The sequence below is a fragment of the Mucilaginibacter pedocola genome (genome assembly GCF_002013915.1).
Lineage (GTDB): Bacteria > Bacteroidota > Bacteroidia > Sphingobacteriales > Sphingobacteriaceae > Mucilaginibacter > Mucilaginibacter pedocola.
In genome coordinates this window covers 377447-404019 of the sequence record NZ_MBTF01000034.1, presented here as the reverse complement: position 1 = coordinate 404019, position 26573 = coordinate 377447, and the positions used below count along the sequence as shown (strand labels likewise).

General features: G+C 46.5%; 22 protein-coding genes. 12 read left to right on the top strand and 10 right to left on the bottom strand.

What is annotated here, in order from left to right:
* Positions 1 to 397: 397 nt before the first annotated feature.
* A complete protein-coding gene (locus BC343_RS22240) occupies positions 398 to 4150 on the top strand; it encodes a S8 family serine peptidase (RefSeq protein ID WP_078349990.1) in 3753 nt (1250 codons plus the stop codon).
* 396 nt (positions 4151 to 4546) lie between these two features.
* Positions 4547 to 5917 (top strand): IS110 family RNA-guided transposase, encoded by a 1371-nt coding sequence (locus BC343_RS22235; RefSeq protein ID WP_078349989.1) that lies wholly within the window; start codon positions 4547 to 4549, stop codon positions 5915 to 5917.
* A 106-nt stretch (positions 5918 to 6023) separates the two neighbouring features.
* Here BC343_RS22235 and BC343_RS22230 read toward each other — a convergent pair whose 3' ends face one another.
* On the bottom strand, positions 6024 to 6515 hold the full coding sequence (locus BC343_RS22230; RefSeq protein WP_078349988.1) for a hypothetical protein: 492 nt from the start codon (positions 6513 to 6515) through the stop codon (positions 6024 to 6026).
* A gap of 170 nt (positions 6516 to 6685) precedes the next feature.
* Between BC343_RS22230 and ggt the strand changes: the two genes are divergently transcribed.
* The 4 genes from ggt to BC343_RS22210 all read left to right on the top strand — a co-directional run bounded on the left by ggt (position 6686) and on the right by BC343_RS22210 (position 10521).
* Entirely contained in the window at positions 6686 to 8398 is a 1713-nt protein-coding gene (gene ggt, locus BC343_RS22225; protein ID WP_078350113.1) for a gamma-glutamyltransferase, read from the top strand.
* Between the two features lie 138 nt (positions 8399 to 8536).
* The gene (locus BC343_RS22220; protein ID WP_078349987.1) at positions 8537 to 8977 is read left to right on the top strand and encodes a MarR family winged helix-turn-helix transcriptional regulator; all 441 of its coding nucleotides are present in this window, start codon (positions 8537 to 8539) and stop codon (positions 8975 to 8977) included.
* 91 nt (positions 8978 to 9068) lie between these two features.
* A complete protein-coding gene (locus tag BC343_RS22215; RefSeq protein WP_078349986.1) occupies positions 9069 to 9563 on the top strand; it encodes an FKBP-type peptidyl-prolyl cis-trans isomerase in 495 nt (164 codons plus the stop codon).
* A 7-nt stretch (positions 9564 to 9570) separates the two neighbouring features.
* A complete protein-coding gene (locus tag BC343_RS22210) occupies positions 9571 to 10521 on the top strand; it encodes an FKBP-type peptidyl-prolyl cis-trans isomerase (protein WP_078349985.1) in 951 nt (316 codons plus the stop codon).
* 4 nt (positions 10522 to 10525) lie between these two features.
* Here BC343_RS22210 and BC343_RS22205 read toward each other — a convergent pair whose 3' ends face one another.
* The 4 genes from BC343_RS22205 to BC343_RS22190 form a co-directional block, all read right to left on the bottom strand.
* Positions 10526 to 11836, bottom strand: a complete 1311-nt coding sequence (locus tag BC343_RS22205) for a cryptochrome/photolyase family protein (protein WP_078349984.1) — start codon at positions 11834 to 11836, stop codon at positions 10526 to 10528.
* Positions 11829 to 12734 (bottom strand): TIGR01777 family oxidoreductase, encoded by a 906-nt coding sequence (locus BC343_RS22200; RefSeq protein WP_078349983.1) that lies wholly within the window; start codon positions 12732 to 12734, stop codon positions 11829 to 11831. Before BC343_RS22200 ends, BC343_RS22205 begins: the two co-directional genes overlap by 8 nt.
* A gap of 99 nt (positions 12735 to 12833) precedes the next feature.
* A complete protein-coding gene (locus BC343_RS22195) occupies positions 12834 to 14276 on the bottom strand; it encodes an SDR family oxidoreductase (RefSeq protein WP_078349982.1) in 1443 nt (480 codons plus the stop codon).
* A 60-nt stretch (positions 14277 to 14336) separates the two neighbouring features.
* On the bottom strand, positions 14337 to 14921 hold the full coding sequence (locus BC343_RS22190) for a hypothetical protein (protein WP_143822309.1): 585 nt from the start codon (positions 14919 to 14921) through the stop codon (positions 14337 to 14339).
* A gap of 141 nt (positions 14922 to 15062) precedes the next feature.
* Here BC343_RS22190 and BC343_RS30830 point away from each other — a divergent pair, with 141 nt between their 5' ends.
* Positions 15063 to 15275 carry a hypothetical protein gene (locus BC343_RS30830; protein WP_143822308.1) on the top strand — a complete coding sequence of 71 codons (213 nt, stop codon included), beginning with the start codon at positions 15063 to 15065 and terminating at the stop codon, positions 15273 to 15275.
* 73 nt (positions 15276 to 15348) lie between these two features.
* Here the strand turns inward: BC343_RS30830 and BC343_RS22185 are convergent, their stop codons facing one another.
* The 3 genes from BC343_RS22185 to BC343_RS22175 all read right to left on the bottom strand — a co-directional run bounded on the left by BC343_RS22185 (position 15349) and on the right by BC343_RS22175 (position 18210).
* On the bottom strand, positions 15349 to 16674 hold the full coding sequence (locus BC343_RS22185; protein WP_078349980.1) for an ABC1 kinase family protein: 1326 nt from the start codon (positions 16672 to 16674) through the stop codon (positions 15349 to 15351).
* Positions 16675 to 16680: 6 nt separating this feature from the next.
* The gene (locus tag BC343_RS22180) at positions 16681 to 17358 is read right to left on the bottom strand and encodes an HAD family hydrolase (protein ID WP_143822307.1); all 678 of its coding nucleotides are present in this window, start codon (positions 17356 to 17358) and stop codon (positions 16681 to 16683) included.
* Positions 17359 to 17559: 201 nt separating this feature from the next.
* Positions 17560 to 18210, bottom strand: a complete 651-nt coding sequence (locus tag BC343_RS22175; RefSeq protein WP_078349978.1) for a TetR family transcriptional regulator C-terminal domain-containing protein — start codon at positions 18208 to 18210, stop codon at positions 17560 to 17562.
* A gap of 231 nt (positions 18211 to 18441) precedes the next feature.
* Between BC343_RS22175 and BC343_RS22170 the strand changes: the two genes are divergently transcribed.
* Entirely contained in the window at positions 18442 to 18942 is a 501-nt protein-coding gene (locus BC343_RS22170) for an RICIN domain-containing protein (protein WP_078349977.1), read from the top strand.
* Positions 18943 to 19099: 157 nt separating this feature from the next.
* The gene (locus tag BC343_RS22165; RefSeq protein WP_078349976.1) at positions 19100 to 20386 is read left to right on the top strand and encodes a DASH family cryptochrome; all 1287 of its coding nucleotides are present in this window, start codon (positions 19100 to 19102) and stop codon (positions 20384 to 20386) included.
* A 171-nt stretch (positions 20387 to 20557) separates the two neighbouring features.
* On the opposite strand, the gene BC343_RS22160 is transcribed toward BC343_RS22165, so the two are convergent.
* Complete coding sequence (locus tag BC343_RS22160; protein WP_078349975.1) at positions 20558 to 20863, bottom strand: hypothetical protein; 306 nt, start codon at positions 20861 to 20863, stop codon at positions 20558 to 20560.
* Between the two features lie 3 nt (positions 20864 to 20866).
* Positions 20867 to 21304 carry a DMP19 family protein gene (locus BC343_RS22155; protein ID WP_078349974.1) on the bottom strand — a complete coding sequence of 146 codons (438 nt, stop codon included), beginning with the start codon at positions 21302 to 21304 and terminating at the stop codon, positions 20867 to 20869.
* Positions 21305 to 21425: 121 nt separating this feature from the next.
* On the opposite strand from BC343_RS22155, the gene BC343_RS22150 reads away from it, so the two are divergent.
* The 3 genes from BC343_RS22150 to BC343_RS22140 all read left to right on the top strand — a co-directional run bounded on the left by BC343_RS22150 (position 21426) and on the right by BC343_RS22140 (position 26573).
* Entirely contained in the window at positions 21426 to 24245 is a 2820-nt protein-coding gene (locus BC343_RS22150; protein ID WP_078349973.1) for a 2-oxoglutarate dehydrogenase E1 component, read from the top strand.
* A gap of 111 nt (positions 24246 to 24356) precedes the next feature.
* On the top strand, positions 24357 to 25940 hold the full coding sequence (gene odhB, locus BC343_RS22145) for a 2-oxoglutarate dehydrogenase complex dihydrolipoyllysine-residue succinyltransferase (RefSeq protein WP_078349972.1): 1584 nt from the start codon (positions 24357 to 24359) through the stop codon (positions 25938 to 25940).
* A gap of 135 nt (positions 25941 to 26075) precedes the next feature.
* A complete protein-coding gene (locus tag BC343_RS22140) occupies positions 26076 to 26573 on the top strand; it encodes a helix-turn-helix transcriptional regulator (RefSeq protein ID WP_078349971.1) in 498 nt (165 codons plus the stop codon).

Sequence of the window (26573 nt, the reverse complement as noted above, 5' to 3'; positions counted from 1 at the left end):
GAAAGTAACAGTTTTTTCAAAGCCGTCGAGATTAAAGTTAATATCTGCGAAAATAACACAAAAACAGTGCAAATCGCCCTAAAATACGCATAAAAGGGCATTATTGCTGTATACGTAAACTATGTTTTGTTGGTTTGCTCATATTTCAGTAATCGACAGTTTAACTGCCTTAACTATTGGGTAATACGTGCCCTTTTGTTGGTAATTTTATCCCCAATAAGCAGCCAATTCGAAAGCGCTTTCCACATCTTGTTTTCCGCTTATTATTGTTTAAACATATTTGGAGTATGATTTTTGCTTTTTCCAGGTATTCAGCCAACAAAAAATCGTCTTCGTTTCCATTTTATAATCCGCCGATAATTGTGCAAACTTGTAGATACATCACTCTTAATTTGTTATGACGGGAAAGCGCGCTGCAGCATGGTTGTTTAGTATTGTTTTGTTATGCTGTATGGCCCCGGCCTACGCCCAGCGCCCGCTGGTAGATGCCAATAAAAAACAAGAACTCGATCGTATGTCTGTACAGTCGGCGCAGGCATTTGATGCGGGGCAGCAAAAAGCAATTTCAATGGCTAAAAGCCGGGGGTGGGCTATTCGCAGTAAAACGCGTACGGGCAACCTTAAAGCATTGCAGGGAATAAACAGCCTGGGCTTCCCGGTGTATTTGGTTACGCATAACAATACTATTTCGGCAGCTACCATTGGCACTAATGCCGTGCAACCGGGTGGCGCACTGGGGCTTAACCTATCGGGCAGCAGCACCTACATGAACAACAAACTGGGTATATGGGATGGTGGCTCGGTGTATAGCTCGCATGTAGAGTTCGGCGGCAAAACGATAACTTCTAAAGATGGCGCTTCGGTGCTCGACCATAGCACACACGTGGCCGGTACCATGATAGCCAAAGGCGTTTACGGCCCGGCCAGGGGCATGGCCTTCAATACCCCCGTGCTATCGTCGTGGGATTTTGATAACGATGTTTCGGAAATGAGCGCTGCGGCGGCCACAGGCATGCTGCTATCTAACCACTCGTATGGCGATGTAGCAGGCTGGGAGTACGATAGCAGCACGGGCCACTGGGAATGGTACGGCCTGCCCGGCGATACGGTTGATTACAACTTTGGCTTTTACGATTCACGTACGCAAGCATGGGATAGGGTAGCCTATAATGCGCCTTATTACCTTATTGTGGAGTCGGCAGGTAACAGCCGCTCCAGCAACGGCCCGGCGGTTGGGCAAACGTATTATGGTTATGCCACCAAAACCAATACTTCCATCATCAACAAAGGCCCGCGCCCGGCAAACATCAGTAATAACGATGGGTACGATATCATCAGCACCACTGGCACGGCCAAAAATATTTTAACGGTTGGTGCAGTTTCGCCTTTACCAAACGGGCCGGTTAACCGTACCGATGTGGCGGTATCTTACTTCAGCAGCTGGGGGCCTACAGACGATGGGCGCATAAAACCCGATATCGTCGCCGATGGCGAAAACGTGCTATCTACAGGGGTAAGCAGCCCAAATTCGTACCTTACGCTATCGGGTACTTCTATGTCGGCCCCAAGTGTTACTGGTTCGCTGTATTTGTTGCAGGAATATTATGCGCAAAAAAACTCGGGAGCTTTTATGCGGGCAGCTACGCTGAAAGGGCTTGCCTGCCATACCGCATTTGATGCAGGCAACATTGGCCCCGATTATATTTATGGCTGGGGCCTGCTTAACATGCGCGCCGCCGCACAAGCCATTACCGATAATGGTACCAAAAGCCTCATCAGCGAGAATACGCTAACGCAAGGCCAGAGCAAAGTATTCACCGTAACAGCGTCAGGCAACGGGCCGCTTGCGGTATCCATCTCCTGGACCGACCCACAAGGCACCCCCACAGCCGATGGTACAATCAATAGCCGTACCCCCAAGCTGGTAAACGACCTTGATATCCGCGTAAGCGATGGTACTACCACCTTTCGCCCTTATGTACTAACGCCCGATAACCCTTCGGCGGTAGCCACCACCGGCGATAACATCCGCGATAATATTGAGCAGGTTTATATTGCAGGTGTAACACCCGGTAAAACTTACACCGTTACGGTAACGCATAAAGGTACACTATCGTCGGGCAGCCAGGCTTACTCGCTTATTGCTACCGGTGTTGGCGGGGCGGCGTATTGCACTTCGGCACCACTTTCAACAGCCGATTCGCGGGTAAATAATTTTACACTGGCAAACGTTAACAACACACCTGCTGCGGGTTGCACCGGGTATTCAGATTATACCAACCTCTCTATACAATTGGAGCAAGCCCAAACCTACCCCTTCAGCATTACATTAGGCACTTGCGGCAACAACTTTAATAAAGCCGCCAAAATATTTTCCGATTGGAACGGCGACGGTGTTTTTGATGCCTCGGAACTGGTGGCTACTACCAACGTGGTTAACGGTACTGCCACTTACACAGGTAACATTACAGTGCCCTTAACAGTAATTCCGGGTAATGCTACGCTGCTTAGGGTAGTGCTTACCGAAACTTCGGATGCAGCAACCATAAGCGCTTGCGGCAATTATGCCAAAGGCGAAACGCAGGATTACCGCGTACAATTTTTAAAACCCACTGCCGATGCAGGTGTAACCGCCATTGTTAATGCGGAAGACGGTACATCATGCGCTGTGGCTACCGCTGTAGTGGTGCGTTTAAAAAACTACGGCAGTGCTGCTATCAGTAATATACCGGTAACCGTTACTGTTACCTCGCCTAATAACACGGTATCAACCTTTAACGAAACTTATACAGGAACCCTTAACCCGCTCGATGAAGTTGATTTCACCCTGAGCGGCAAATTTAACACGGTAGCGGGCGCAACCTACACCATCAGCGCCGAAACCCATCTGCCCGGCGACCCAATTGCAGATAACGATAAAACCACCGGCAGCATCACCATTAGCCTGCCGCCCGCATTAGGTACCCTGAGCGCCTACCTTTGCAGCAACACCAACTCGTACCAGCTCAACGGCACCGGCGACGGGCAACTGCTATGGTATGCATCGCCAACAGCCACTTTGCCGCTTACCTTCGGCCCTATAGCCAATACAACTACCACACCCGTTAATAATACCTATTACGCCGGGTTAAATGATTTTAGCGGCAACATCGGCCCTGCTACCAAAAATGTATTTTCAGGCGGAGGGTACAACCAGTTTGGCCCCTCGGTAATAGTGTATACCAACGTACCGGTAGTTTTAGAAACAGCGCGGATGTATTTTGGCAATGCCGGTAAGTTAACCTTTACAGTAACCAATGCCAATGGCGAAACGGTATCATCAACAACCATTAATGCTGATGCAACGCGCACTGCACCCGGCGCAGGGGGGCAAACAGATGATGCTAACGACCAGGGTACCATTGTAAACCTTAACCTAACGCTGCCTACAGCAGGTACCTATGCTATTACGCCATCGTATGATAATACAGTAACTGTCTTTCGCAATAATGCCGGCATTACAGGCTATCCGTTTAAACTTGGCAATATATTCAGCATTTTGGGTAATGATGCGCAAAACCCTAACAACGCTAACGATAGCACCTATTACAAAGGCTTCTACTACTATTTTTACGACTTGCATGTGAAAAGTATGGGCTGCCCTTCGGCGGAGCGTTTGCCGGTAACGGTAGGTAAGCCGGTTATTACCCAAACGGGAGATGTACTTACATCGAGCTTTGCCGATGGTAACCAATGGTTTTTAAACGGCGTTGCAGTACCCGGTGCAACTGCAGCTACCTACACGCCTATACAAAGCGGCAACTACACGGTAGAGGCAACGCTTGAAACAGGCTGCGTAAGCCGATCTGATGCTTACAATTTTGCGCTGGTAGCCAAGAACCCTGATAAGAGTACCGATATAGGGCTAACGCTTTTCCCGATACCGGCCATTAATAACCTGAACGTTGTTTTTGTAGCCAAAGAAGCGGGGAATGTTAAAATAGAGATAGTAAACAACGCAGGCCAGGTAGTGCACGCGCAATCGCAAACTATTGCTGCGGGTAACTTCAGCGCAGCCGTTAACACAGGCGGGCAACTGCCGGGTACTTACGTGCTGCGGGTAACGCTGGGCAAAAAAGTTTATGGAAAGAAGATAATTATTGTGAAGTAGAGCTTTGTTATTTAACCGCAAAGTGCGCAGAGATTTGCTCTTTAGTTAGCGCAAAGAATGCAAAGGGCATAGTCTGCAATTCTTCAGCTAAAGGTGCAAAGAACAGAAAGAAGTGCTTTTTCTGTTCTTTGCAAATGGTTGATCGGTTGGTGACGTGTTATAATTAATCGACTTGCAAGGCTTTGTGTTCTTTGCGAAAACTTTGCGGCCTTATATGTTTGGTTTTTTGAAAGATTAATCAATTTTGATGGCAAGGAGGGAGCGGTCTTGGCACAAAGATGCCGACGCAAAGTTTCTTCTTCATCAAGTTGAGTTCGGGGTATAACTTGGCACAAAGATGCCGCATTACTGATAAGGCTGAACGGGGCTTGATATTTTATCCATCAAATATTAAGTATGAATAAAAAGGGGTATTTAGGTATCGATGTAAGTAAGGGTTATTCGGATTTCCTTCTTTTAGATGAGAGCAAGAGTGCCATAGAAGAGGGGTTCCAGTTACATGATAACAAACATGGGCGCGAAAAGCTGAGGGAATTAATTGAAGGCTGGCAGCAGCAGGGGCTTGAAGAGTTGTTTTGCGGCGTAGAAAGCACGGGGGGCTATGAGAATAATTGGTATTCATGCCTGAAGGCGCTTAAAAAGAGCAGTGTATATGTATGCCGTATTAACCCTAAAGGCGTAAAATCAGTTAGCGATGCTTCATTGAAACGGACCATAACTGATGCGGTAAGCGCGGAGAATATAGCTGTTTATATGCTCAGCTTCCCTGAAAAGCTTGATTATGGCATCCATTTGGAAGAAACCGGTACAGCCTTTAAGGAAGGCAGGCAGCATCTTACATGCATCAGGATGCACCAAAAGCAGAAAGTGCAATTGAGCAACCAGTTGGAAAAATTGCTTTATCAGTACTTTGGCGAGGTACTCGTTTACTGCAGGAATGGGATACCGGCCTGGCTGTTAACCATGCTGTCTAAATACCCCACAGCAGCTATGGCAATAAAAGCCGGGGCGGTAAAGCTTGCGATGATAAAGAGTATTAGTAAGGCAAAAGCAGATGCCATTATCGGGAAAGCCAAAAACAATGTGCAGGATGTAAGCCCTCAAGTGGCTCACCTCATACAGTTTACAGCAAAGGAAATACTGCATAAGGAAGGAGTTGTAAAGGATGAGAAGGAATACCTGGCATCGTTGCATGCCGATACACCAGAGGTAGCTTTATTAAAAACAATACCGGGGTTAGGGCAAAGCAGCGCAGTTACGGTTGCATTAGAGATAGAGGATATCAGTAAGTTTGCGAGCGCGAAAAAACTGGGGGCGTTTTTTGGTGTGCACCCTACCTTTAAGCAAAGCGGGGACGAGGTATGGGGAAACCACATGAGCAAGAAAGGCCGGGGCGAAATAAGGGCTGTGCTATACATGGCTTCTTTGAGCGCTATCAGATATAACCCTATCTTAAAACAAGTATATGTGAACGCCCGGGTAAAGGGAATGAAGCATTATCCTGCTATGGGTGTTGTTATGCATAAGTTCTTGAGGATCATTTATGGAGTACTAAAAAATAAAACAGCATTCAACCCACAAGTAGACGAACTGAACCAGCAAAAGGCGGCAGGCAAGCAACAGGAAAAAGAGCAGCAGGATAAGGCTGAAAAGAAAATAAATAAACAAAAAAAGCACAGGTTCCAGGAAGCAACATCAGATGCTCCTATATCTCGAAGGAAAGAACAAAAAATAAGAAAGCAGATAGCGTCCCAAGCTTCAAGCTGAAGAATGTACGGGCTTACTACCTGCTCTCTAAACAAACATATAAAATTGTTTGAACAGCTCTTGCTTTTGAACGGTATAACTTTGCGGTTAAGATCGCCACAACAGTTTAAAACGTATACTTCACCCCCAATCCCGGTGCCAAATCGAAGAAAGGCCCGGTAGCAAGTTCTAAACGAGGGTTAAGATCGAGGCTGATAGCAATGGGCGATTCCTGTATTTTGTATTCAAGTCCCAGCACACCATCGGCACCAATTAAAATGTGGGTGCTATCGTAATACTGGTCTTTACCAAAAGCCTTGTACGCGCCTTTGCCTATCGAACCCAGGTGCGCGCCAAAACCATAATAGAATTTTAGGCCGGCAGTGTTGAAGGCGGACTGATGTAATTCGTAAAGCCCCGTGAGTACCGCCCCGTGCGAGCGTAAACCCAATATACCTTCCAACGCGGTACCCTCGTCCACGAAATATTTTACAGAGAGTCCGTTCTCGTAACCTCCAAATTTTAGCCCTACGGCTGTTTTGTAATCCTGCGCCTGCGAGCGGTTGCTTATCAGTAAAAAAGTGCAGGCAGTTAGTGCAATTAAGAAAAGTTTTTTCATCACAGTAGTTTTCGAATAAACGGCATAATTAGCGTTTTATGCGTATTCCACAAAAGTTGATAAGCTTTTTTGCCCCCATCTGTTTGGTTGCCAGAAAGAAAATTACACGGCTGCCCGTTGTATTTTTAGCGCTAAATAAACTAATTTGGCAAAAAATACATCTCCGGATAATGAAACAAGCCCCAATTAGTATATTTCAAAAAATAAGTTTTTCTGCATTGGTTTTATGCCTTACCGCAGGCTGCGTGAGAGGGCAGCTCGGCCAAAACGTAAGCGGCCAATACCGCAACGGAATGGTGGTTTGCGCTTATCCCGATGCTTCGCAGGCAGGGTTAGATATACTAAAAAAGGGAGGTAACGCTGTTGATGCTGCCGTAGCCGTGCAGTTTGCGCTGGCCGTTACGCACCCGCAGGCCGGTAACCTTGGCGGCGGTGGTTTTATGGTTTACCGCTCGGCTTCGGGGAAAACCAATACGCTCGATTTCAGGGAGAAGGCCCCCGGGCAGGCCACAACCAATATGTATTTAGATAGCGCCGGCAATATCATTCCCGATAAAAGCCTTTACACGCATTTTGCATCGGGCGTGCCGGGCTCGGTTGATGGTATGGTGCAGGCACATAAAAAGTATGGCAAACTAAAATGGGCCGATTTGGTGCAGCCCGCCATAAACCTGGCCCTGAATGGTTTTAAAATGACCGCCCGGCTGGCTAAAGATATTAATGGCGATAATGCACAGTTTGTAGCGCTAAACCCCGGCAAAAAGTACCTGCAAAAAGAAGGTGGCTGGAAAGAAGGCGACATTTTGATACAGGAAGACCTTGGGCATACGCTGGAACTTATTCGCGATAAAGGGCGCGATGGTTTTTACGATGGCAAAACTGCCGACTTGATTGTTACTGAAATGCAGCGGGGCAAAGGCATCATGACCAAAGCCGACTTGCAAAACTACCATGCTGTATGGCGTAACCCCATCATAGGTGGCTATAAAGGCTATAAAATTATTACTATGCCACCGCCAAGCAGCGGGGGCATAGCTTTGGTGCAGTTGCTCAAATCGGTTGAGGGGTATCCGCTAAAACGTTGGGGTTTTAACTCCGACTCGACCGTGCAGGTAATAGTTGAAGCCGAGCGCCGCGTATATGCCGACCGAAGCAAATATCTTGGCGACCCCGATTTTTACAAAGTGCCGGTTGATAGCCTGCTGAATACCAAATACATTATTGGCCGTATGGCAAACTTTAAATGGGATGCCGCTACGCCAAGCACCGCTATACAGCCCGGATCATTCGTAGGGTACGAGAGCGACCAAACCACCCACTATTCTATTGTAGACCGCGAGGGCAACGCCGTATCCATAACCACTACCCTTAACGATACCTTTGGCTCGCACGTGTTTGTGGGCGGCGCGGGCTTTTTGCTGAATAACGAAATGGACGATTTTAGTTCGAAACCGGGCGTGCCTAATATGTACGGGCTGGTAGGCGGCAAGGCCAACAGCATACAACCAAACAAACGCATGCTATCGAGCATGACGCCTACGATAGTTGAAAAGGATGGCAAACTGTTTATGGTGGTAGGTACGCCGGGCGGGGCTACCATCATTACCTCAGTTTTTCAGACCGTGCTTAATGTAATTGAGTTTGATAAAAGTATGCAGGGCGCGGTATCGGCAAAGCGCTTCCACCACCAATGGCTGCCCGACGAGGTTGCCGCTGAAAAAGATGCATTAGACAGTATCACGGTGCAGAAATTGCAGCAAAAGGGTTATAAATTTAAAAACCGCGGTGCCATTGGCCGGGTAGACGGTATACTAAAAACCCAATGGGGCTACTACGAAGGTGGCGCCGACCCGAGAGGGGACGATACCAAGCTGGGGTGGTAGTTTTAAGCCGAAAGCTTAAAGCGAAAAGTCTAAAGTAGGAAAAGTACTTCTAAACTTCTTTTGACTTTGAACTAAGGGCTTTTGACTAAAGACTTCGGACTAAAGACTATGGACTAAAAATACTATGTTTGTCAACGTATGCGTAGCAATGTAAAACACCAGGAAACTATCGATTATTTCCTGAAGATAGTTTGGCAAACTGTGGCTAACAGGTATAACCAAATAGTTACCGAGTTTGGTATTACCCAATCTATAGGTTACCTTCTTATTAATATTGATGAGGAAGGCACCACCGTATCGCAGGCGGCTGCATTGCTTGGGTTAAAATCAACCAGCCTTTCGCGCATGCTTAACCAATTGGAAGAAACCGGGCTTATCATCCGCCAAAGCAACAAAGGTGATAAACGCTCGGTAAAAATATTTTTGACCCCGCTTGGTAAAGAGAAACGCCAGATGGCTAAGGATGTGGTGAAACAGTTTAATAACTACCTTAACGCACACATCAGCGAGGCCGATAAACAATATTTAACCGAAATATTGAAGAAAATTAACCAGCTTACCCTTAACTACAAGCCCTAATCTAGGCCTTGTTTTCTCGTCCGAATTGTTAAAAAGTGTTAACCTGCCGTTTTTGCGATATAAAACAATAAATTTGCGGCTTATTACGCGAATGAAGAGGATACTGGTTGCCATACTTTTACTTGCTGCGGGGCTATCGTCGTGCAAAAAGGGGTACGATGTAGTGGCAGAGGTGCGGGCGCAGGCGGCTATTGATGATAAGATAGTGCAAGACTATATAGCTGCCAACGGGCTTACCGATGTCGCCCAGCGTATTGATACTACCGGCGTATATTACATAGTATTAGCACCGGGCACAGGCAGCAGCTTGTTTACTACCTCTACCCGCGTAACGGTTGATTATACAGGCAGTATACTAACAACGGGGAAGGAGTTTGCCAAAAGCAATAATTTTCATCCGTCGTTTACGCTTGGCGAGGTAATTAGAGGCTGGCGGTTAGGAATACCGCAAATTAACAAAGGCGGCCGGGTACGATTATTACTACCATCGCGTTATGCATACGGGCCTTACGACCAACCAACTATTGGGTTGCCTGCCAATTCGGTAGTAGATTTTGATATACAACTTTTAGATGTAACGAACTAATTTTTAAATGAAACTAAAGATCTTTACTTTTTTACTGATTGCCGTTGCCGGCTTAAGCTCATGCCGCAAAGACGTTCAGGATATTGATATAAAACAGTACGACGAACAACAGATACAAAACTGGATTGCATCAAATAGCCTTACAGGGTTTGTACGCGATACTACCGGCGGCGATACTACCGGTATGTATTATAAAATAATCAACCCCGGAACGGGCGCCCAACTGGAATACTCCGACCAGATAGCATTGGTGTTTACCTTGAAAAGTTTTGATGGTAAATACACCTCTGCCGACACTATTGCTAACCATTTTTACGATTACCTGGGCCATTTAACTCAGGACGGTTTGCCTAAAGGCTTACAATCGGCCATTCATAATTTGTTAAAATACAAAGGTGCCAGCATGCGTTTACTTATACCCTCGCGCCTGGCTTATGGCAAAAGCGGTTATGGTAGCGGTAGTATCACCAACGTTAACACACGTATTGCCGGTAACCAATCATTAGAATACTATGTGCACGTAATTGACAAACAGGCTGATTATGATGATTTGGTTATACGTAATTTTATTACAGCCAATAGCTTAACCGGTTACCTTAAAACAGCATCGGGTGTGTATTACAAAACGGTTACCCCGGGTACAGGTACAATAGGCGAAATAAACGACCTTTCGGTAGTTACAGCTACCTACACCGGTGCGTTGCTAAACGGTACAGCTTTCGACGAGGCTTCTAAAACTACCGCTTACACATTTACGCCGGTATCTTCTGACGGTATTGCCGGGTTGATAAAAGGTGTACAAGAAGGCCTTAAAGAGCATGCTGCTGCAGGCACATCAATATCATTATTAATACCATCGGGCCTGGGTTATGGCAACGTTGCACAATCAACCGGCCTTATACCAGCATTTTCACCGCTGAAATTTGAGTTTCAGATTACAACGGTAACCAGTTTATAGTACCCTATGTAAGGGCGGCTTTAAAAGCTTTTAAACAACGGTCGCGCGCGAAAGCGTGCTCCACAATGGGTTGCGGATACTTGCTGAAGTCAGCATATTCCGGAACCCATTTTTTTATGTACTCCAGCTTCGGGTCAAATTTTTTCATCTGCGCCTCGGGGTTAAATATGCGGAAATAAGGTGCTGCGTCCGTTCCGCTGCCGGCGGCCCATTGCCAGCCACCTACGTTACTGGCCATTTCATAATCCAGCAATTTGGCGGCAAAGTAGCGTTCGCCCCAGCGCCAGTCTATCAGCAGGTGTTTACTTAAAAAACTGGCTACTACCATGCGCACACGGTTGTGCATATAGCCGGTGGCGTTTAGTTCGCGCATGCCGGCATCTACCATAGGGTAGCCGGTTTTGCCCTCGCACCATGCCTTAAAATGCGCCTCGTTGTTTATCCATTTAATATTGTCGTAGTCGGGCTTAAAGGCATGATCCATTGTTTTTGGGAAATGGTGCAGCACCATCATGTAAAACTCGCGCCATATCAATTCGTTCAGCCATGTTTTTTCACGGGCGTGGTTTGCATCGGTAGCACAGGCGCGTATACTCACGGTGCCAAAACGGAGGTGCAGCCCAATGTGCGATGTGCCTTTTATGGCCGGATAATCGCGCTTTTCGGCATAATCGTCAATAAACTTTTCGTAGCCTTTATCCGGGAATTTGGCATCACTTTTCCCGAAGCCCATCTCTTTTAAGGTTGGTATTGCCGATGCTTTAAACGCCGCTAAGTTTTTGAAGTATTTACCGGTAGGGTAGGCCTTCAGGTAAAAAGGCTTTAGCTTTTGCATCCACTTGTTTTTGTAAGGCGTAAAAACCGTGTATGGTTTGCCGTCATCTTTAGTTACCTCGTCGCGCTCAAATATCACCTGGTCTTTAAAGGTTTTAAATTCGATATCGTGTTTGGCCAACAATTCCTTAACTGCCTTGTCGCGCACGGCGGCGTAAGGTTCGTAGTCGTGATTAGTATATACCGCCGCTACCTTATGTTCTTTTATCAGTTTATTAAAAACCTGTTCGGGCTTGCTGTAAAACACTTCCAGGTCGCTATGGTGCTTACGATAATCATCTTTCAGGGCTTCAATAGCTTCGTAAATAAAAGTTACGCGGGCATCATCTTTATCTTCCAGGTCATCCAGTATCTCTTTATCAAAAATAAAAATGGGCAAAATAGGGTTGCCACTTTTAAGTGCGCGGTAAAGCCCCGCGTTGTCTTCAGTTCGCAGATCGCGGCGGTGCCAGAATATGGTTATCGGCGTATTTTTATCCATAAATTTCTTGTAAGGCAGATGCTATATCGGGGAACTTAAATTTAAAACCGGCATCGCTTATTTTTTGTGCCGATACTTTGGTACTGCCCAAAACAATGCTGCCCATTTGGCCAAACAGCAATTTAATAGCGAATGCAGGCACATTTGGTGCCCACAGCGGGCGGTGCAATTGTTTGGCCATTGCTTTGGTGAGGCCGGCGTTGGTTACAGGTTCAGGCGCTACCATATTGTAAACGCCATTTAGTTTTTCGTTACCGATGCCGAGCAGGTACATGTTCAGCACGTCTTCATGGTGTATCCAGGGCACCCATTGTTTGCCCGTGCCCAATGGTGAACCAATGCCCAGCTTTACCGGCATCGCCAGTTGAGGCAGTGCGCCGCCCTCTTTGGTTAAAACCACACCCGTGCGGAATTTTAAAACCCGCAGGCCCATTGACAAGCCCTCGTCAACGGCCTTTTCCCAATCTATGCAGCAGGTGCCAATAAAATCGTGCGCGGGGGCGCTTTCCTCGCTAAGCAATACATCGCCCCGGTCGCTGTAATAACCAATGCCCGATGCTGATACCACCGAATGCACACGGTGGGCTTTGGATTTCAGCAAGCCATAAACCAAGGCTATAGATTTGGTGCGGCTCTCCACAATTTCGCGTTTGCGTTCTTCGGTCCAACGTTTATCGGCAATGCCGGCGCCTGCCAGGTGTATTATGGTATCAACGCCATCTATACAGTGCTCATCTATCTGCCCTTTATCAACATCCCATAAAAAGGTTTTTACATGCGGGTCTTTCCCCTTGGTGCGGCTAAGATGGTTAACCAAATAACCTTGCGCCAGCAGTGCTTTGGTAAGTTGCCTGCCTAAAAGCCCCGAGCCGCCGGTGATGAGTACGTTTTTATTCATGATATGCTGTGAGAATTAATATCGAACACCGAATTTCGAATGTCCAATTTCGCAGTGTCTTTACTGCATTATTCGATATTTGGCCTTCGATATTCGATATTATCTTTCTTCAAAATTTACTATCCTTTTCGCCATCCCGTTAAATATAAACAGGTGGAACGGCCACATGAGGTACCAATACAAGCGCCCCCATAAGCCGCGCGGCCTAAAGGTAGCAACCTGGCTCAGGAATGTGCCGCCATTGCGTTCAATTATTTTAAATTCGAGCCAGGCCTCGCCGGGTATCTTCATTTCGGCATACAGCAGCAGGCGGCGGTTTATTTTATCGGCCAGCAGCACCCGCCAAAAATCTATCACATCGCCGGCCGAAACGTTGATGTTGCTGGTACGGCCCCTGCGGCTGCCCACGCCACCAAATAGTTTATCTAAAAAGCCGCGGATGCTCCATATCCAGTCCCAATAATACCAACCGCGGTTGCCGCCTATGGCCATGATGTTTTTTAGTACCTCGGCGCTCTCGCGTTTAAAGGGCTGTTTTACTTTATATTCCAGCGTGCCGTTCTGCGGAACCTTTATCTGGTCCATAAAGCCGGATGTGAGGTAGCCGTTGTTCAGTGCATCTTTCCAGCTGCTCACTATGGAGTTTTGCTCTATCTTTTTAAAAGCAAGCGCCAACGCCTCTTCGTAAGGCAAGCAATCGCGCTTTACCACGTTGTCGATGTCGTGGTTCTTCATAATGGTTTCGTTCTTCATGCTATCCACCAGGCTTTGGGCGAGGGAGTAGCTGGTAGAAGTTACAAAGTACAACCAGTACGATGATATTTTAGGCGACAGGAAGGGAATGGTAATAATATAACGTTTCAGTTTACGCACCTTAGCATAGCCGAGCATCATTTGTTTAAAGCTTAGGATATCGGGCCCGCCAATGTCAAAGGTTTTGCCGAATGCTTTGTCATTCAGCAATACACCTTCCAAATAGCCTAATACATCACGTATGGCAATAGGCTGGCAGCGGGTATGCACCCAGCGCGGAACCGTCATGATGGGGAGCTTTTCGGTAAGGTCGCGGATGATCTCGAATGATGAACTGCCCGAGCCTATGATGATGGCTGCGCGCAGTACGGTAACCGGCGCTTTACCTTCTTTCAAAACATCCTCAACGTGCTTGCGCGATAGCAGATGGTCTGATAGATTATCGTCGTTCACTATCCCGCTTAAAAAGATCACTTGCTTACAATCTGTTTTATCGAGCGCTTGCGAAAAGTTGTGTGCCGATAAAGCCTCCAGCGCAGCAAAATCTGCCGATTGCGACATGGAGTGCACCAGGTAATAGGCGGCATCAACATCGGTAGGGATATCTTCTATGCTCTGTTCGCGCAGCAGGTCGCCGGTTATGAGGGTTACTTTATCGCTATAATCGCTTTGCTCGTGGAAACGGCGTTTATCGCGCACCAGGCAAACAACGGTATGCCCTGCCTCCAGCAAAACCGGTATAAGCCGCGTACCAATGTACCCATTTGCACCTGCAAGCAATACTTTCATAAGGCATGCAACAACAAAAAGGGCGGGGTGTTTTAGGGTAGCGCTTTTAGATGTGAAGTATTAATGCATACAGCCTACATATATATGCGCCTTTACAGCAAAAGCACCGGCGGAAGGCTTTAAGGCATTCAAAGCACTATCGGCACTTGTTTTACTTTCATATATACCGGTTACCAAAGCAATGGTTTTCTCCGCCGAGTTTGGTTTGTAAAACTGCATATACTCCAGGCTTAAAGCACTTGATGGGTAGCGCCTGGGGAAATAGTCGCCGGCGTACATATCATCATCTGAATCCTCAGGTAGGGCTATCAGGTCTTTTTTGCTGTTATAACCGCGGTCCATGGTATCAATGGGCGTGTTCAGGGTTTGGTTCAACGCCAACATTTTAGTATGCAGCTCATGGTAGCTAAGCCCGGTGTCGGCAACCACAACATAGTAATCGGCGAAAGCATCAGGGTCATCGATGCCGCTCTCGGTCGAATCTGCCTGTGAGATGGCATTATTATTGGCTCCATTTAAAGTGTTGCTTGCAGTTTTTATTTGCGCAACAGGTGTGATCTTGTTGATCCTTAGTGTGGGTTTAGCAGGTTTGGGGTTACAAGCTATAAAAAGCAAGGCAAAAAACAGAATGGCGGATGTTCTCACTGGTGTAGAAATTACTCAATAAATGTAATAAAATTCCCGCCTAAAAGGAAGGTACAACGAGTGGTTTTGCGCTCAATTAAAAAATATTGAAATTAAATAAACAAAATTAACGTACGTACGTAAAAGCTTTAACATTTACTTATGCTAACACACGATTTTCAACGACTGCTTATTAGTGTTTTCTTTTTGGCCATGACTGCTTTGGTTGCTTACGGTTTTTATTGCAACCGTAAAAGCAAATCGTACATTGGTACGGGCCGTGTTGCCGATATGGAGGCCTGGAATATTAAAGAAACCATGACCTGGATAACCACCTTCGGCCTATCGGTAGTGGCTATAATCAACTATATTTAAGTTTCACAGATTCCACCGATTATTATTGGTGATTTCACAGATTGACTTGATTTCACCGATTTTTTCCCACCGATTATACTGTAACCGCAACGTGTGGTTTGTAGGTGTCGGTTTTTACTTTGGCTTTTAGGTCGTGTAGAATGTTGTAAAGGCCGAAGTTGGTACGGTTTACATAAATGAAATGTTTTACGCCTCGGGCTTGCTTAAACTCGGGCATCTTAGATACCTTCTCTCCAAAGCCAAATAACTCATCAAAAAAGGCTTTCTCCCCAAAATCGAACTCGCTGGTGATGTATGGCTTGGCAAACAGCCCTATCATCTGCTTAAACATGGTATAATAAAACTCTATTTGCGCCGGCGTGTCGTTCGGTAATATCATTTCCAGTTCCCGGAAAGCCTTAATAGTATCCTCCTTGCTATCGAATAAATTGGTCGAGGTGAGCGAGAAGAAGGGGTAATAAAAATCGTCGGGCATCACTTTGATGCAGCCAAAATCTATCACACCCAATTTGCCATCAGGCGTTATCATGAAATTACCGGGATGCGGGTCGGCGTGTACGGCGCGGAGTTCGTGCTGCTGAAAGTTATAAAAATCCCACAGCGCCTGGCCAATGCGATCGCGCAATTCCTGCGAAGGGTTGGTGGCCAAAAACTCGCGCAGGTGTTTACCCTCCAGCCAGTCCATAGTGATAATGCGTTTGCTGCTAAGCTCGGGGTAGTAGTTGGGGAACACTACGTTATTCAGGATAGAGCAAGCTTCTGAAAATTCTATCGAGCGGCGCACCTCCAGTTCGTAATCGGTTTCTTCCAGCAGGCGCTCTTCTACCTCGCGCATGTAAATATCCAGTTCTTTTTCGCTCATGCCCAGCATCCGGAAGGCGAAAGGTTTTATCAGTTTCAGGTCGGATGAAATGGAATCGCCCACGCCGGGGTACTGAATTTTCACCGCCAGTTTTTTGCCCTTTAATTCGGCTTGATGTACCTGGCCTATCGAGGCGGCATTGGTAGAGCGGATGTTGAATTTATCATATATCTGCCCCGGCTCTTTGCCGAAGTATTTTTTAAAAGTTTGCACAATAAGCGGCCCCGAGAGTGGCGGCGCGTTGTATTGCGATTGCGTGAACTTATCTACATAAGCCTGCGGCAGCAGGTTTTTATCCATGCTGAGCATTTGGGCAACCTTTAGGGCGCTGCCTTTCAATTCGCTTAGCGACTGGTAAATATCGCTGGCATTATCCTCGTTCAGTTCTGTTTTATCCAGCTCGGGGTTGAACAGTTTTTTCGAATAATGCTTAATATAATTGCCCCCAATTTTGAAGCCCGTTTTTACAAATTTGGCGCTGCGTTCAACCTTGGTGGTGGGTATGCTGTTTTGCTCTTTGGAGGTATTATCGCTCATAAAATATCAATCAAATAATGCCGATAGCTTTTGCAGGCTAAGCCCTGCATAATCATCTATCACAAGGCTCGCCACTTTAGCAACCGTTTCTGCCGGGTGGGCGGTAGTAATCCCCACAACCTTCATGCCCGCTGCATTGCCGGCTTGTAATCCGGATGTAGAATCTTCAAAAACAAGGCAGTTTTCGGGGCGGGCACCCACGTCATCTGCTGCCTTTAAAAATATCTGCGGGTCGGGTTTGGGCTTGCTTACCCTATCGCCGGTAATAATAACATCAAAATATTGGCGGATGGGCACCACATCAAAAATAAAATTCACGTCGTCCATGTCTGATGATGTGGCTACTGCCATTTTCACGCCCGCATCTTTCAGTTCTGCCAAAAAATTCTCCAATCCGTTTATAGCACGCAGGTAGGGGCGGTACTCCTGCTGGTAAAAGGCTTGTTTTTCGTGGGAGATGGTTTTTATTAGCTCCTCATCCGCATCGGCAAAATACCGCCTCACGGTAACAGGTATGGGTACACCGCTGATGCTGGCCTTATAAGTTTCGCGGCTGAGCTCGGGCAGGTCGTATTTGGCAAACAGCAACTGCCAGGCTTTGTAATGGAAGGGCGTATTATCAACCAAAGTGCCATCCATATCAAAAATAGCGGCGAAATAGGGAGTAGGTGGGGTGGTGCTCAATATGTTTTGTTAAAAGGGTGTTGTGGTGTGCTATAGCGATGGGTTTTAAACCCATCGCTACAAAAAATACGTCATGCTGAACTTGTTTCAGTACCCCATCTCGCATCTCAACATGCTAAGCGGAATTTGCGTGAACGCTACCTGCCGTGTGGGGTGCTGAAATAAATTCGGCATGACGTTTCGGTATTTGGTAGGGCTTCCTTAAAACCCCATCTTCTCCTTCAACCCGCCGTTCTTGGCCAAAAACTTGCCGTATTCGAACAGGTTATCAATAGGCGAGCGCTGAAAGAGGTCGAAGGTTACGTTTACGCCTTTTTCAATGGCTTCATCAGTTTTTTCGAAACCGGCCGAATCATCATTTATCCAAAAGTTGAGCACAAAGCCAAACTGTAACCAAAGGGCGTCTTTATAGCGTTTGCTGAAGAATTTACGGTCGGATAGTTCCTGGGTTTCTATACCTTCGTTCAAAATGCCTTCGGCAAAGCTTTCGAATAATTCTTTTGTTGGCTCCAATACCTTTGGCGTACCCAGTCCGCGGTGTTTTTTTATGCTGTAAACGGCAAAGCTGCGGCTGCTTTTCAGCAGTTCGAAAAAACTGTAGAAAAACGATAGTGCCTTTTCGCGTGCCGAGTATTGCGGCCAAATTTCTTGCGCGCGTATCTCGGTAAGCGTGCGTTCGGTTAAGCCGCTCCACACGCTTTGCTCTACGGCATCAAAGGAGCCAAAGAACTTATAAAATTCTTCTTCGGCCATTTTATTTTTCTTGGCGAAGATGTAAACCGATTTGGGTTGCGCGCCTTCGGTAAGTACAAAGTCTATGTAGGCTTTCTGGATGCTTTCGGTAGTTGCCATAGTAAAAGATGGTTTTGCTGTTAAAGTTACCAATTTATTATAAACGTAAATATCATAAAAGTGTTATAAACCCTGAGCCCAAGCCCCCTAACCCCCTGAAGGGGGAACTATTGCTGCAATTCATGAGTTTATTTATCAAGATGAGACAACCTGACGCACAAAATGATAGTAAATAACTAAAGGCGAATTAATTACTCCGCTAAATTTGTTATAACACCAAAACGCCATCCTATGAAATTATTTGCAAGTATGCTCTTAGTAGTCGCCCTTTTTGTTGGGGCCGCCCGTGCTCAAACCATTAAAGGTACTTACGCCATTAAAAATGTGCAGACCGGGCTGTTATTAAGGATAAAAGATGCCAACACCAAAAACGGTACACCTATAGTATTGTATAACCCGCAGGATTGGAAATGCATGACCTGGGACTTTAAACAGGTGAGCGGTAACACCTATCAACTGCAAAATCTTTTCAGCAATAAAACTATGCAGGCCTTGGGTACCGATGCAGGTGCTATATTTAACGAGCAGCCATTGGAGCAAGGCAAAAGCAGCCAGCAATACGATTTTGAAGCCGTTGGGAAAGATACCTACCTGATAAAGCTAAGCGGCACCAAACAATATATTACCGCACCCGGGCCAGATGCAGACGTGAATGCGCAGGTGGTGTTGGCGCCCAAAAAAGGCGATAAGAGCCAGCAATGGAGTATCTATCAACAATCGCCAACCATGTAGCTATATATTATATAATGTATGTTTGGGCTGGGCCATGCAAAACATTACGTGTTTCAACAAATGTTAGCATGCTGTCATTTATCAGTATGCTTTATTGTTCAAAAAAAAAATATTACCATCTTTGTATTCAATCTAAATAGCTTAGATTGTCTCCCCGATGAGTGATAGGACTATACTGGTTTGGTTTAGGAACGACTTGCGTTTACATGATAACGAGATATTATCTGAAGCCTTGCGCAAGGCCGATAAAGTACTGCCCGTATATGTTTTTGATCCCTATTATTTTACTACCGATGCCAATGGCACCCAAAAAACGGGGAGCTTTCGTGCGCGTTTCCTGGTAGAATCGGTTACTAACCTGCGCGAAAACCTGCAAAAACATGGTGCCGAACTGGTAGTACGTACGGGCGACCCTGCTGAAGTGCTTACCCAATTGGCAGAAGAATACCATGTAAGCGAAGTGTACCATCACCGCGAGGTGGCTCCCGAAGAAACCTCGGTATCTGAAAAGGTAGAGGCGGCTTTGTGGAAGATGAAGCTGAACCTGAAGCATTTCATCGGGCATACCATGTACCACAAAGAGGACCTGCCGTTCCCGATAAAAGATATTCCCGATAGCTTTGTTGCCTTTAAAAAGAAGGTAGAACGTGATAGCAGCGTACGCCAAAGCATTGCCACACCGGGCGAAATACATACGCCCGAAATTATCGATGCCGGCACCATCCCCACTTTAGAGGAGTTGGGCGTGCCCGCACCCATTGACGATTCGCGTGCCACCAACCAATTTAAAGGCGGCGAAACCGAAGGTTTGCACAGGCTGGAACAGTTCTTTGCAAACCAGCAGAATTGCGGGCAAAAAGGGGGGAAGAACGCTACGGCAGTTTCTTCGTGCCTGTCGCCTTGGCTGGCTTTGGGCTGCCTCTCGCCAAGGCAGGTGTATTGGGAAGTGGTGAAACACCGCAGCAGCCTGCCAAATAGTGATGCGCTGATGTTGGAATTGCTTTGGCGCGATTACTTCCGCTTTATGTTTAAAAAGCACGGGCAAAAGTACTTTAGGGCGCAGGGCTTTAACAACGAAGCACCAACCGCCGCTACTAACCAGGATGAACTTTTTGCACAATGGAAAGCCGGCGAAACCGGTGTACCTTATATCGATGCAGCCATGCACGAGCTTAATGCTACAGGTTTCATCAGCAACTACAGCCGCCAGGCAGTTGCCGCTTATTTAACCAAGGAGCTGGAGGTAGACTGGACAAAAGGCGCACTTTACTTTGAAGAGAAGCTGATTGATTATTCGCCTGCAAGCAACTGGGGTAACTGGGCCTTTGTGGCCGGCGTAGGTAACGATACCAAGAGCAACCGTTACTTTAACGCCGCCAAACCCGTTAACCAATTGGATAGCAAGAGCGATTTTATTACTACCTGGCTGCCGGTTTCGGCGTAACAAAACAATAAACGTGCTGTCTATATCGTATAGGCCAGTATATGAACTCCTTCGAGCAATTTACCGTTATTATAGGCTTGCTTGCCGTGCTTGCAGAGGGGCTGGGCTATGTGCGCAATTACCTGCACAAACTGATGCATTAGCGAATGATATTATTGGTTGCAAAGTAGGTTATCCTTTATAGTCAAAAACCAAACTGTCGTCTAACTCATTTCCCATATCGTCTTCAATGTGGGTATATCTTCCTATCATAGACGATTCGTCCCACAAAATTATCTCTACCTCCCAGGAATCTATCTTGGAAACATTGTCGCAAAAAACGGCTTTTGCCTTAAAGTATTTCAATACTACTTCGTCAATGGGTATCGAAATTTCATCTGATAAAAAAGCGTTGTCCTCATCACTTATACATCTGTAGTAGCCTGCAATAGCTCTGTTATAAAGTTCACTCAGCTCGGTATTGCTTACAATGATCATAATTTAAACTAACTTACCTTCAATATGCTTCACCAACGCATCTTCCATCGCCTCTTCTCTCCTGTAAAAATCCTGGTCAAGGTCCTCAAATAAGTCTTCGTTTTCGCTGTACTCCCAGGTTTCCATTACTTCGTTTCGCTCGTTTATGTCGGTTGGTGCCTTACCGCCGGGGAATAGTTTATTTATCTCGCGCAGCATATCCGCGACATCAGTAAAGCCAAGGTATTCCAGGTCGGCAAGGGTTTCGGCATTGTAGTTGGCACCTATGTTGCAGTAGTGAGCCAATATCCCGCCATTGTTGGTGCTGTCTATCAAATAACCAACGGTGAAAAGGGCGCGTTCGTCGCTGCTCAGGGCCTCGAAATTGTTGTAAGCTTTATCGGCAACGGTTTCCCATAATTCGGGAAAATCAAGGCGGGTTTTCTTTTGAGATGTCGGCATATTGATTTAAAGGATAATTTATCCCGAAAACATGAAATTACTTGCAAAGTTATAACATATAATTTGGGGCTTATTGTACTATTATGCTTAATTTTGCAGCGTTTTACTACAATCGTTTCTCATGGATCGCCTGAATTATATTGATAGCGGAAACGCAGCCTACATTGACTCTCTATACGAATCTTATAAACAAGACCCCGAATCGGTAGATTTCGGATGGCAAAAATTTTTTGAAGGCTTTGATTTTGGCCGCGAATCGCAGCCTGCAAAAGCTGGCGCAGCCAAGCCATCGGCAGCCGCAACACCTGATAACCTGCTGAAAGAGATCAATGTGATGAACATGATCAACGGGTACCGTACACGCGGCCACCTGTTCAGCAAAACCAACCCTGTGCGCGAACGCCGCCAGTATTTCCCCGGCCGCGAGCTGGAGACATTCGGCCTTAGCGAAGCGGATATGGATACCACGTTTAACGCCGGTGTGGAAGTTGGCTTAGGCCCTGCAAAACTGCGCGATATTCGCCAGTTGCTGGAAGACACTTACTGCCGCGCCATTGGTGCCGAGTACCGCTACCTGCGCAACCCTATCAAACTAAAATGGTTTGAAGACAGGATGGAGCCGGGCCGCAATACGCCAAAGTTCAATGTGGACGAAAAGAAAATGATGCTCTCGAAACTGAACGAGGCTGTTGTTTTCGAAAACTTCCTGGGTACAAAATTCCTGGGTCAAAAACGTTTCTCTTTAGAAGGTGCCGAGGCTTTGATACCTGCGTTGGATTCGGTTATCAAGCAAGGTTCGGAATTGGGCATACAGGAGTTCATCATTGGTATGGCTCACCGCGGCCGTTTGAACGTGCTTACCAATATTATGGAGAAAACCTACAAAGAGGTATTCTCTGAATTCGAAGGCAAAAACTACGACTCTGAATCACCTTTCGGCGGCGACGTAAAATACCACTTGGGTTTCTCTACAGATGTGAAAACCAAAAACGGTAAGAATGTCCACTTAAGCCTTTGCCCCAACCCATCGCACTTAGAGGCGGTAGACCCGGTTGTAGAAGGTATCACCCGCTCTAAAATTGATTTTAAATACAAAGGCGACCACTCTAAAATTGCCCCTATACTGATACATGGCGATGCTTCTATTGCCGGCCAGGGTATTGTGTACGAGGTATTGCAGATGGAGAAACTGGATGGTTACGAAACCGGTGGTACTATTCACCTGGTGATCAATAACCAGATAGGCTTTACTACTAACTACAGGGATGCCCGTTCGAGCACCTACTGTACCGATGTGGCCAAAACAGTGCTTTCGCCTGTTTTCCACGTAAACGGTGATGATGTTGAGGCCCTTACCTACGTAATAAACCTGGCTATGGAATACCGCCAGGTGTTTAATGAGGACGTGTTTATTGATATACTTTGCTACCGCCGCTACGGCCATAACGAGGCCGATGAGCCAAAGTTCACCCAGCCGGTATTATACAAAGCTATTGATGCACACCCTAACCCGCTGCAGATATACAGCAAAAAGCTGATTGCCGAAGGTTCGGTTGACGAAGCTTTTGTGAAAGCATTGGAGAAAGATTTCCGCGCCGAGCTGCAGCAGATGCTTGATGAAGCAAAAGCTGCCGACCGCTTTACCGATACCATACCGATGTTTGAAGGTGCATGGACAGGTTTGCATTTGGCCAACCATAAAGAATTAATATCGGCTATTGATACTGCAGTGCCTAAAGAGGACATTGTGGCCATTGGCGATCAGATAACTACTCTGCCCAAAGGCAAAGTGTTCTTCAAGAAAATTGAGAAATTGTTTGAAGACCGCAACGCCATGGTAAACAAAACCGGCGTTTTCGACTGGGCAATGGGTGAATTGTTAGCCTACGGTACTTTGCTGAAAGAAGGCGTGCCCGTAAGGTTAAGCGGTGAGGACGTTAAACGCGGTACCTTCTCGCACCGCCACGCCGTATTAACGCTTGCCGATAGCGAGAACGAATACAGCCCGCTGGAAAGCATTAACCCCGACGCAAGGTTGAGTATTTACAACTCCCTGCTATCAGAGTATGGTGTACTGGGTTTTGAGTATGGTTATGCCATGGCAAACCCTAACGCATTAACTATTTGGGAAGCACAATTTGGCGACTTCTTCAACGGTGCGCAGATCATCGTTGACCAGTACATTGCCAGCGCCGAAACAAAATGGCAGCGTGGTAACGGTTTGGTAATGCTATTACCGCACGGTTACGAAGGCCAGGGCCCTGAGCACTCTTCGGCACGTGTTGAGCGCTTTTTAGAGCTTTGCGCCGATGATAACATACAGGTTGCTAACTGTACTACGCCTGCAAACTTCTTCCATATATTAAGGAGGCAGATACACCGCGATTTCCGCAAACCGCTTATCATATTTACGCCTAAGAGCTTGTTAAGAAGCCCTAAATGCGTATCGCCGATAGAGGATTTCACTAACGGTAAATTCCAGGAGCTGATAGACGATAACTACGCCGACCCTAAAAAGGTAAAACGCGTATTGCTTTGCACCGGTAAAATATACTACGATCTGCAAGAGAAACAACAGGCAGACAAGCGAAAGGATGTTGCCATTGTACGTATAGAGCAGTTGTACCCAACACCTATACAGCAGATCATCAAAATAAAAGCGAAATACGAAAAAGCCACCGAGTTTATTTGGGTGCAGGAAGAGCCGGAGAACATGGGCGCATGGCCATACATCTGCCGCAAATTCCATAACGATAAACACTTTAACCTGCAGGTGATATCGCGCCTTGAAGGTAGCAGCACCGCAACAGGTTTTGCTAAGCAGCACGCCGCTCAACAGGCGCACATTGTTGCCAAAGCATTTGATACCCCTGTTGGTAAAACCGTAAAGGCTGCTATCAAAAAAACAGCCGAGAAAATGGCGAATGCGGGTGCTGATTGATGGTTAGAGAATAGAGAATGGTGAGTAGAGAATAGTTCTGTTCACCATTTTTAGCTATCATCCATCTCTTGTCATCAATTACTTAACTACAAGACTACTAACTAAGAAAATATGAGTTTAGAAATAAAAGTTCCGCCGGTTGGCGAATCGATAACCGAAGTAACCTTATCTGCCTGGAAGAAAAAAGACGGCGACCATGTAGAAATGGACGAAGTAATTGCCGAACTGGAGTCGGACAAGGCTACGTTTGAGCTTACCGCCGAAAGAGCCGGGACTTTAACCACTAAAGCTGCTGAAGGCGATACCCTTGCTATTGGCGCTGTGGTTGCAACTATCGACGAAGGTGGCGCTGCCGCTGCTTCTGCGCCGGCCCCTGCTGCCGAAAAAGCACCTGAAGCACCTGTTGCTGCTAAAGAAGAACCTGCTGCACCGGCACCTGCTGCTGCACCTGCCGAAGCTTCATCATCATTAGAAATAAAAGTGCCTACTGTAGGCGAATCGATAACCGAGGTAACCCTTTCGCGCTGGATCAAGAAAGATGGCGATGCCGTTGAAATGGATGAGCCAATTGCTGAACTGGAATCAGACAAAGCAACTTTTGAGTTAACTGCCGAAAAAGCAGGTATATTAAAAACCATAGCTGCTGAAGGCGATACACTTGCCATTGGCGCTGTAGTTTGTACTATAGAAGGCGGCTCATCGGGCGGTGGCAAAGTTGCTGTAACGCCTGCCGTTGCAGATGCCATTAACGAATCGCCGCAAGCGGCTCCATCAAAAGGCACAACTTATGCATCAGGTGTGCCTTCACCTGCTGCAGCTAAAATACTGGCCGAAAAAGGCGTTGAAGCATCATCAGTAAACGGTACCGGTGTTGACGGCCGCATTACCAAAGGCGATGCACTATCTGCACAGAAACCAGCCGCTGCTGCACCTGCTCCGGCTGCTAAACCTGCAGCTGCTCCTGCCGCTTCGGCACCTGCACCTGCTGCCGGTTCACGTACGGACAAACGCGAAAAAATGTCGTCGCTGCGCAAAACCGTTGCAAGGCGTTTAGTTGCTGTGAAAAACGAAACCGCGATGCTGACCACTTTCAACGAGGTGGATATGTCGCCAATTATGGAAGTACGCAGCAAATACAAAGATAAATTTAAAGAGAAACACGGCGTTGGCTTAGGCTTTATGTCGTTCTTCACCAAAGCTGTTACAGAGGCATTGAAAGAATGGCCTGCTGTTAACGCCCGTATAGAAGGCGAAGAGATTGTTTACAGCAACTTTGCTGATATCTCTATCGCGGTTTCTGCACCAAAAGGTTTGGTGGTTCCGGTTATTCGCAATGCTGAAAGCATGAGCTTGGCAGAGATCGAGAAAGCCATTGTGGTTTTAGCCGGCAAAGCCCGCGAAAGCAAACTAACTATCGACGAAATGACCGGTGGTACTTTCACCATTACCAATGGTGGTGTATTCGGTTCTATGATGTCTACGCCGATCATCAATTCGCCACAGAGCGCGATATTAGGTATGCACAACATCATTGAGCGCCCTGTAGCCGTAAACGGTCAGGTGGTTATCCGCCCTATGATGTACCTCGCCCTATCGTACGATCACCGCATCATCGATGGTCGCGAATCGGTAAGCTTCCTGGTAAGAGTTAAGCAACTGTTGGAAGACCCAACAAGATTGTTGTTAGGTGTGTAATTACCATGAGCAGATTTGACAACTTTTTAAATTTGTCAAATCTTAGAAATACGAAGCCCGGTGAAAGCCGGGCTTTTTTTTATTCATGATTCTTAATAAACTAAATTATATAAACAAATTTGTTTATATTTGAATATGACAGGGTTGATAGAAAAGTATAAAGGCATTCACCCGGGGCTGATATTGGAACGGGAATTAAAAAAGCGGAAGATGAGGAAAGGGCCGTTCGCACTTTCGTTACAGGAGTATCCGCAAACGTTGACCGAGATAACCAAAGGCCGCAGAGGTTTAACTCCCGCATTGTCGCTAAAAATCGATGAGGCATTAGGTTTACAAGAGGGAACGATGTTGGTGCTTCAGGCTTATTATGAAATTAAGCGGGAAAAGGAAAAAACTGCATCATCGAATCATCCGGATTTGACGATATTAAGACGCATCCTTTTTTGGGATACCGCAATTGAGAAAATAGACTGGCATAAGCATCAGCGTGCTGTAATTAAGCGTGTTTTCGAGCGCGGGAATGAGGAAGAACGGGCGGAGATCATTCGTTTTTACGGAGAAGAAGGCGTTGCTGCGGTTATCGGTAACGCAGAGAATAAGAGGATCCCGATCATGAATCACCTTGCTAAATGA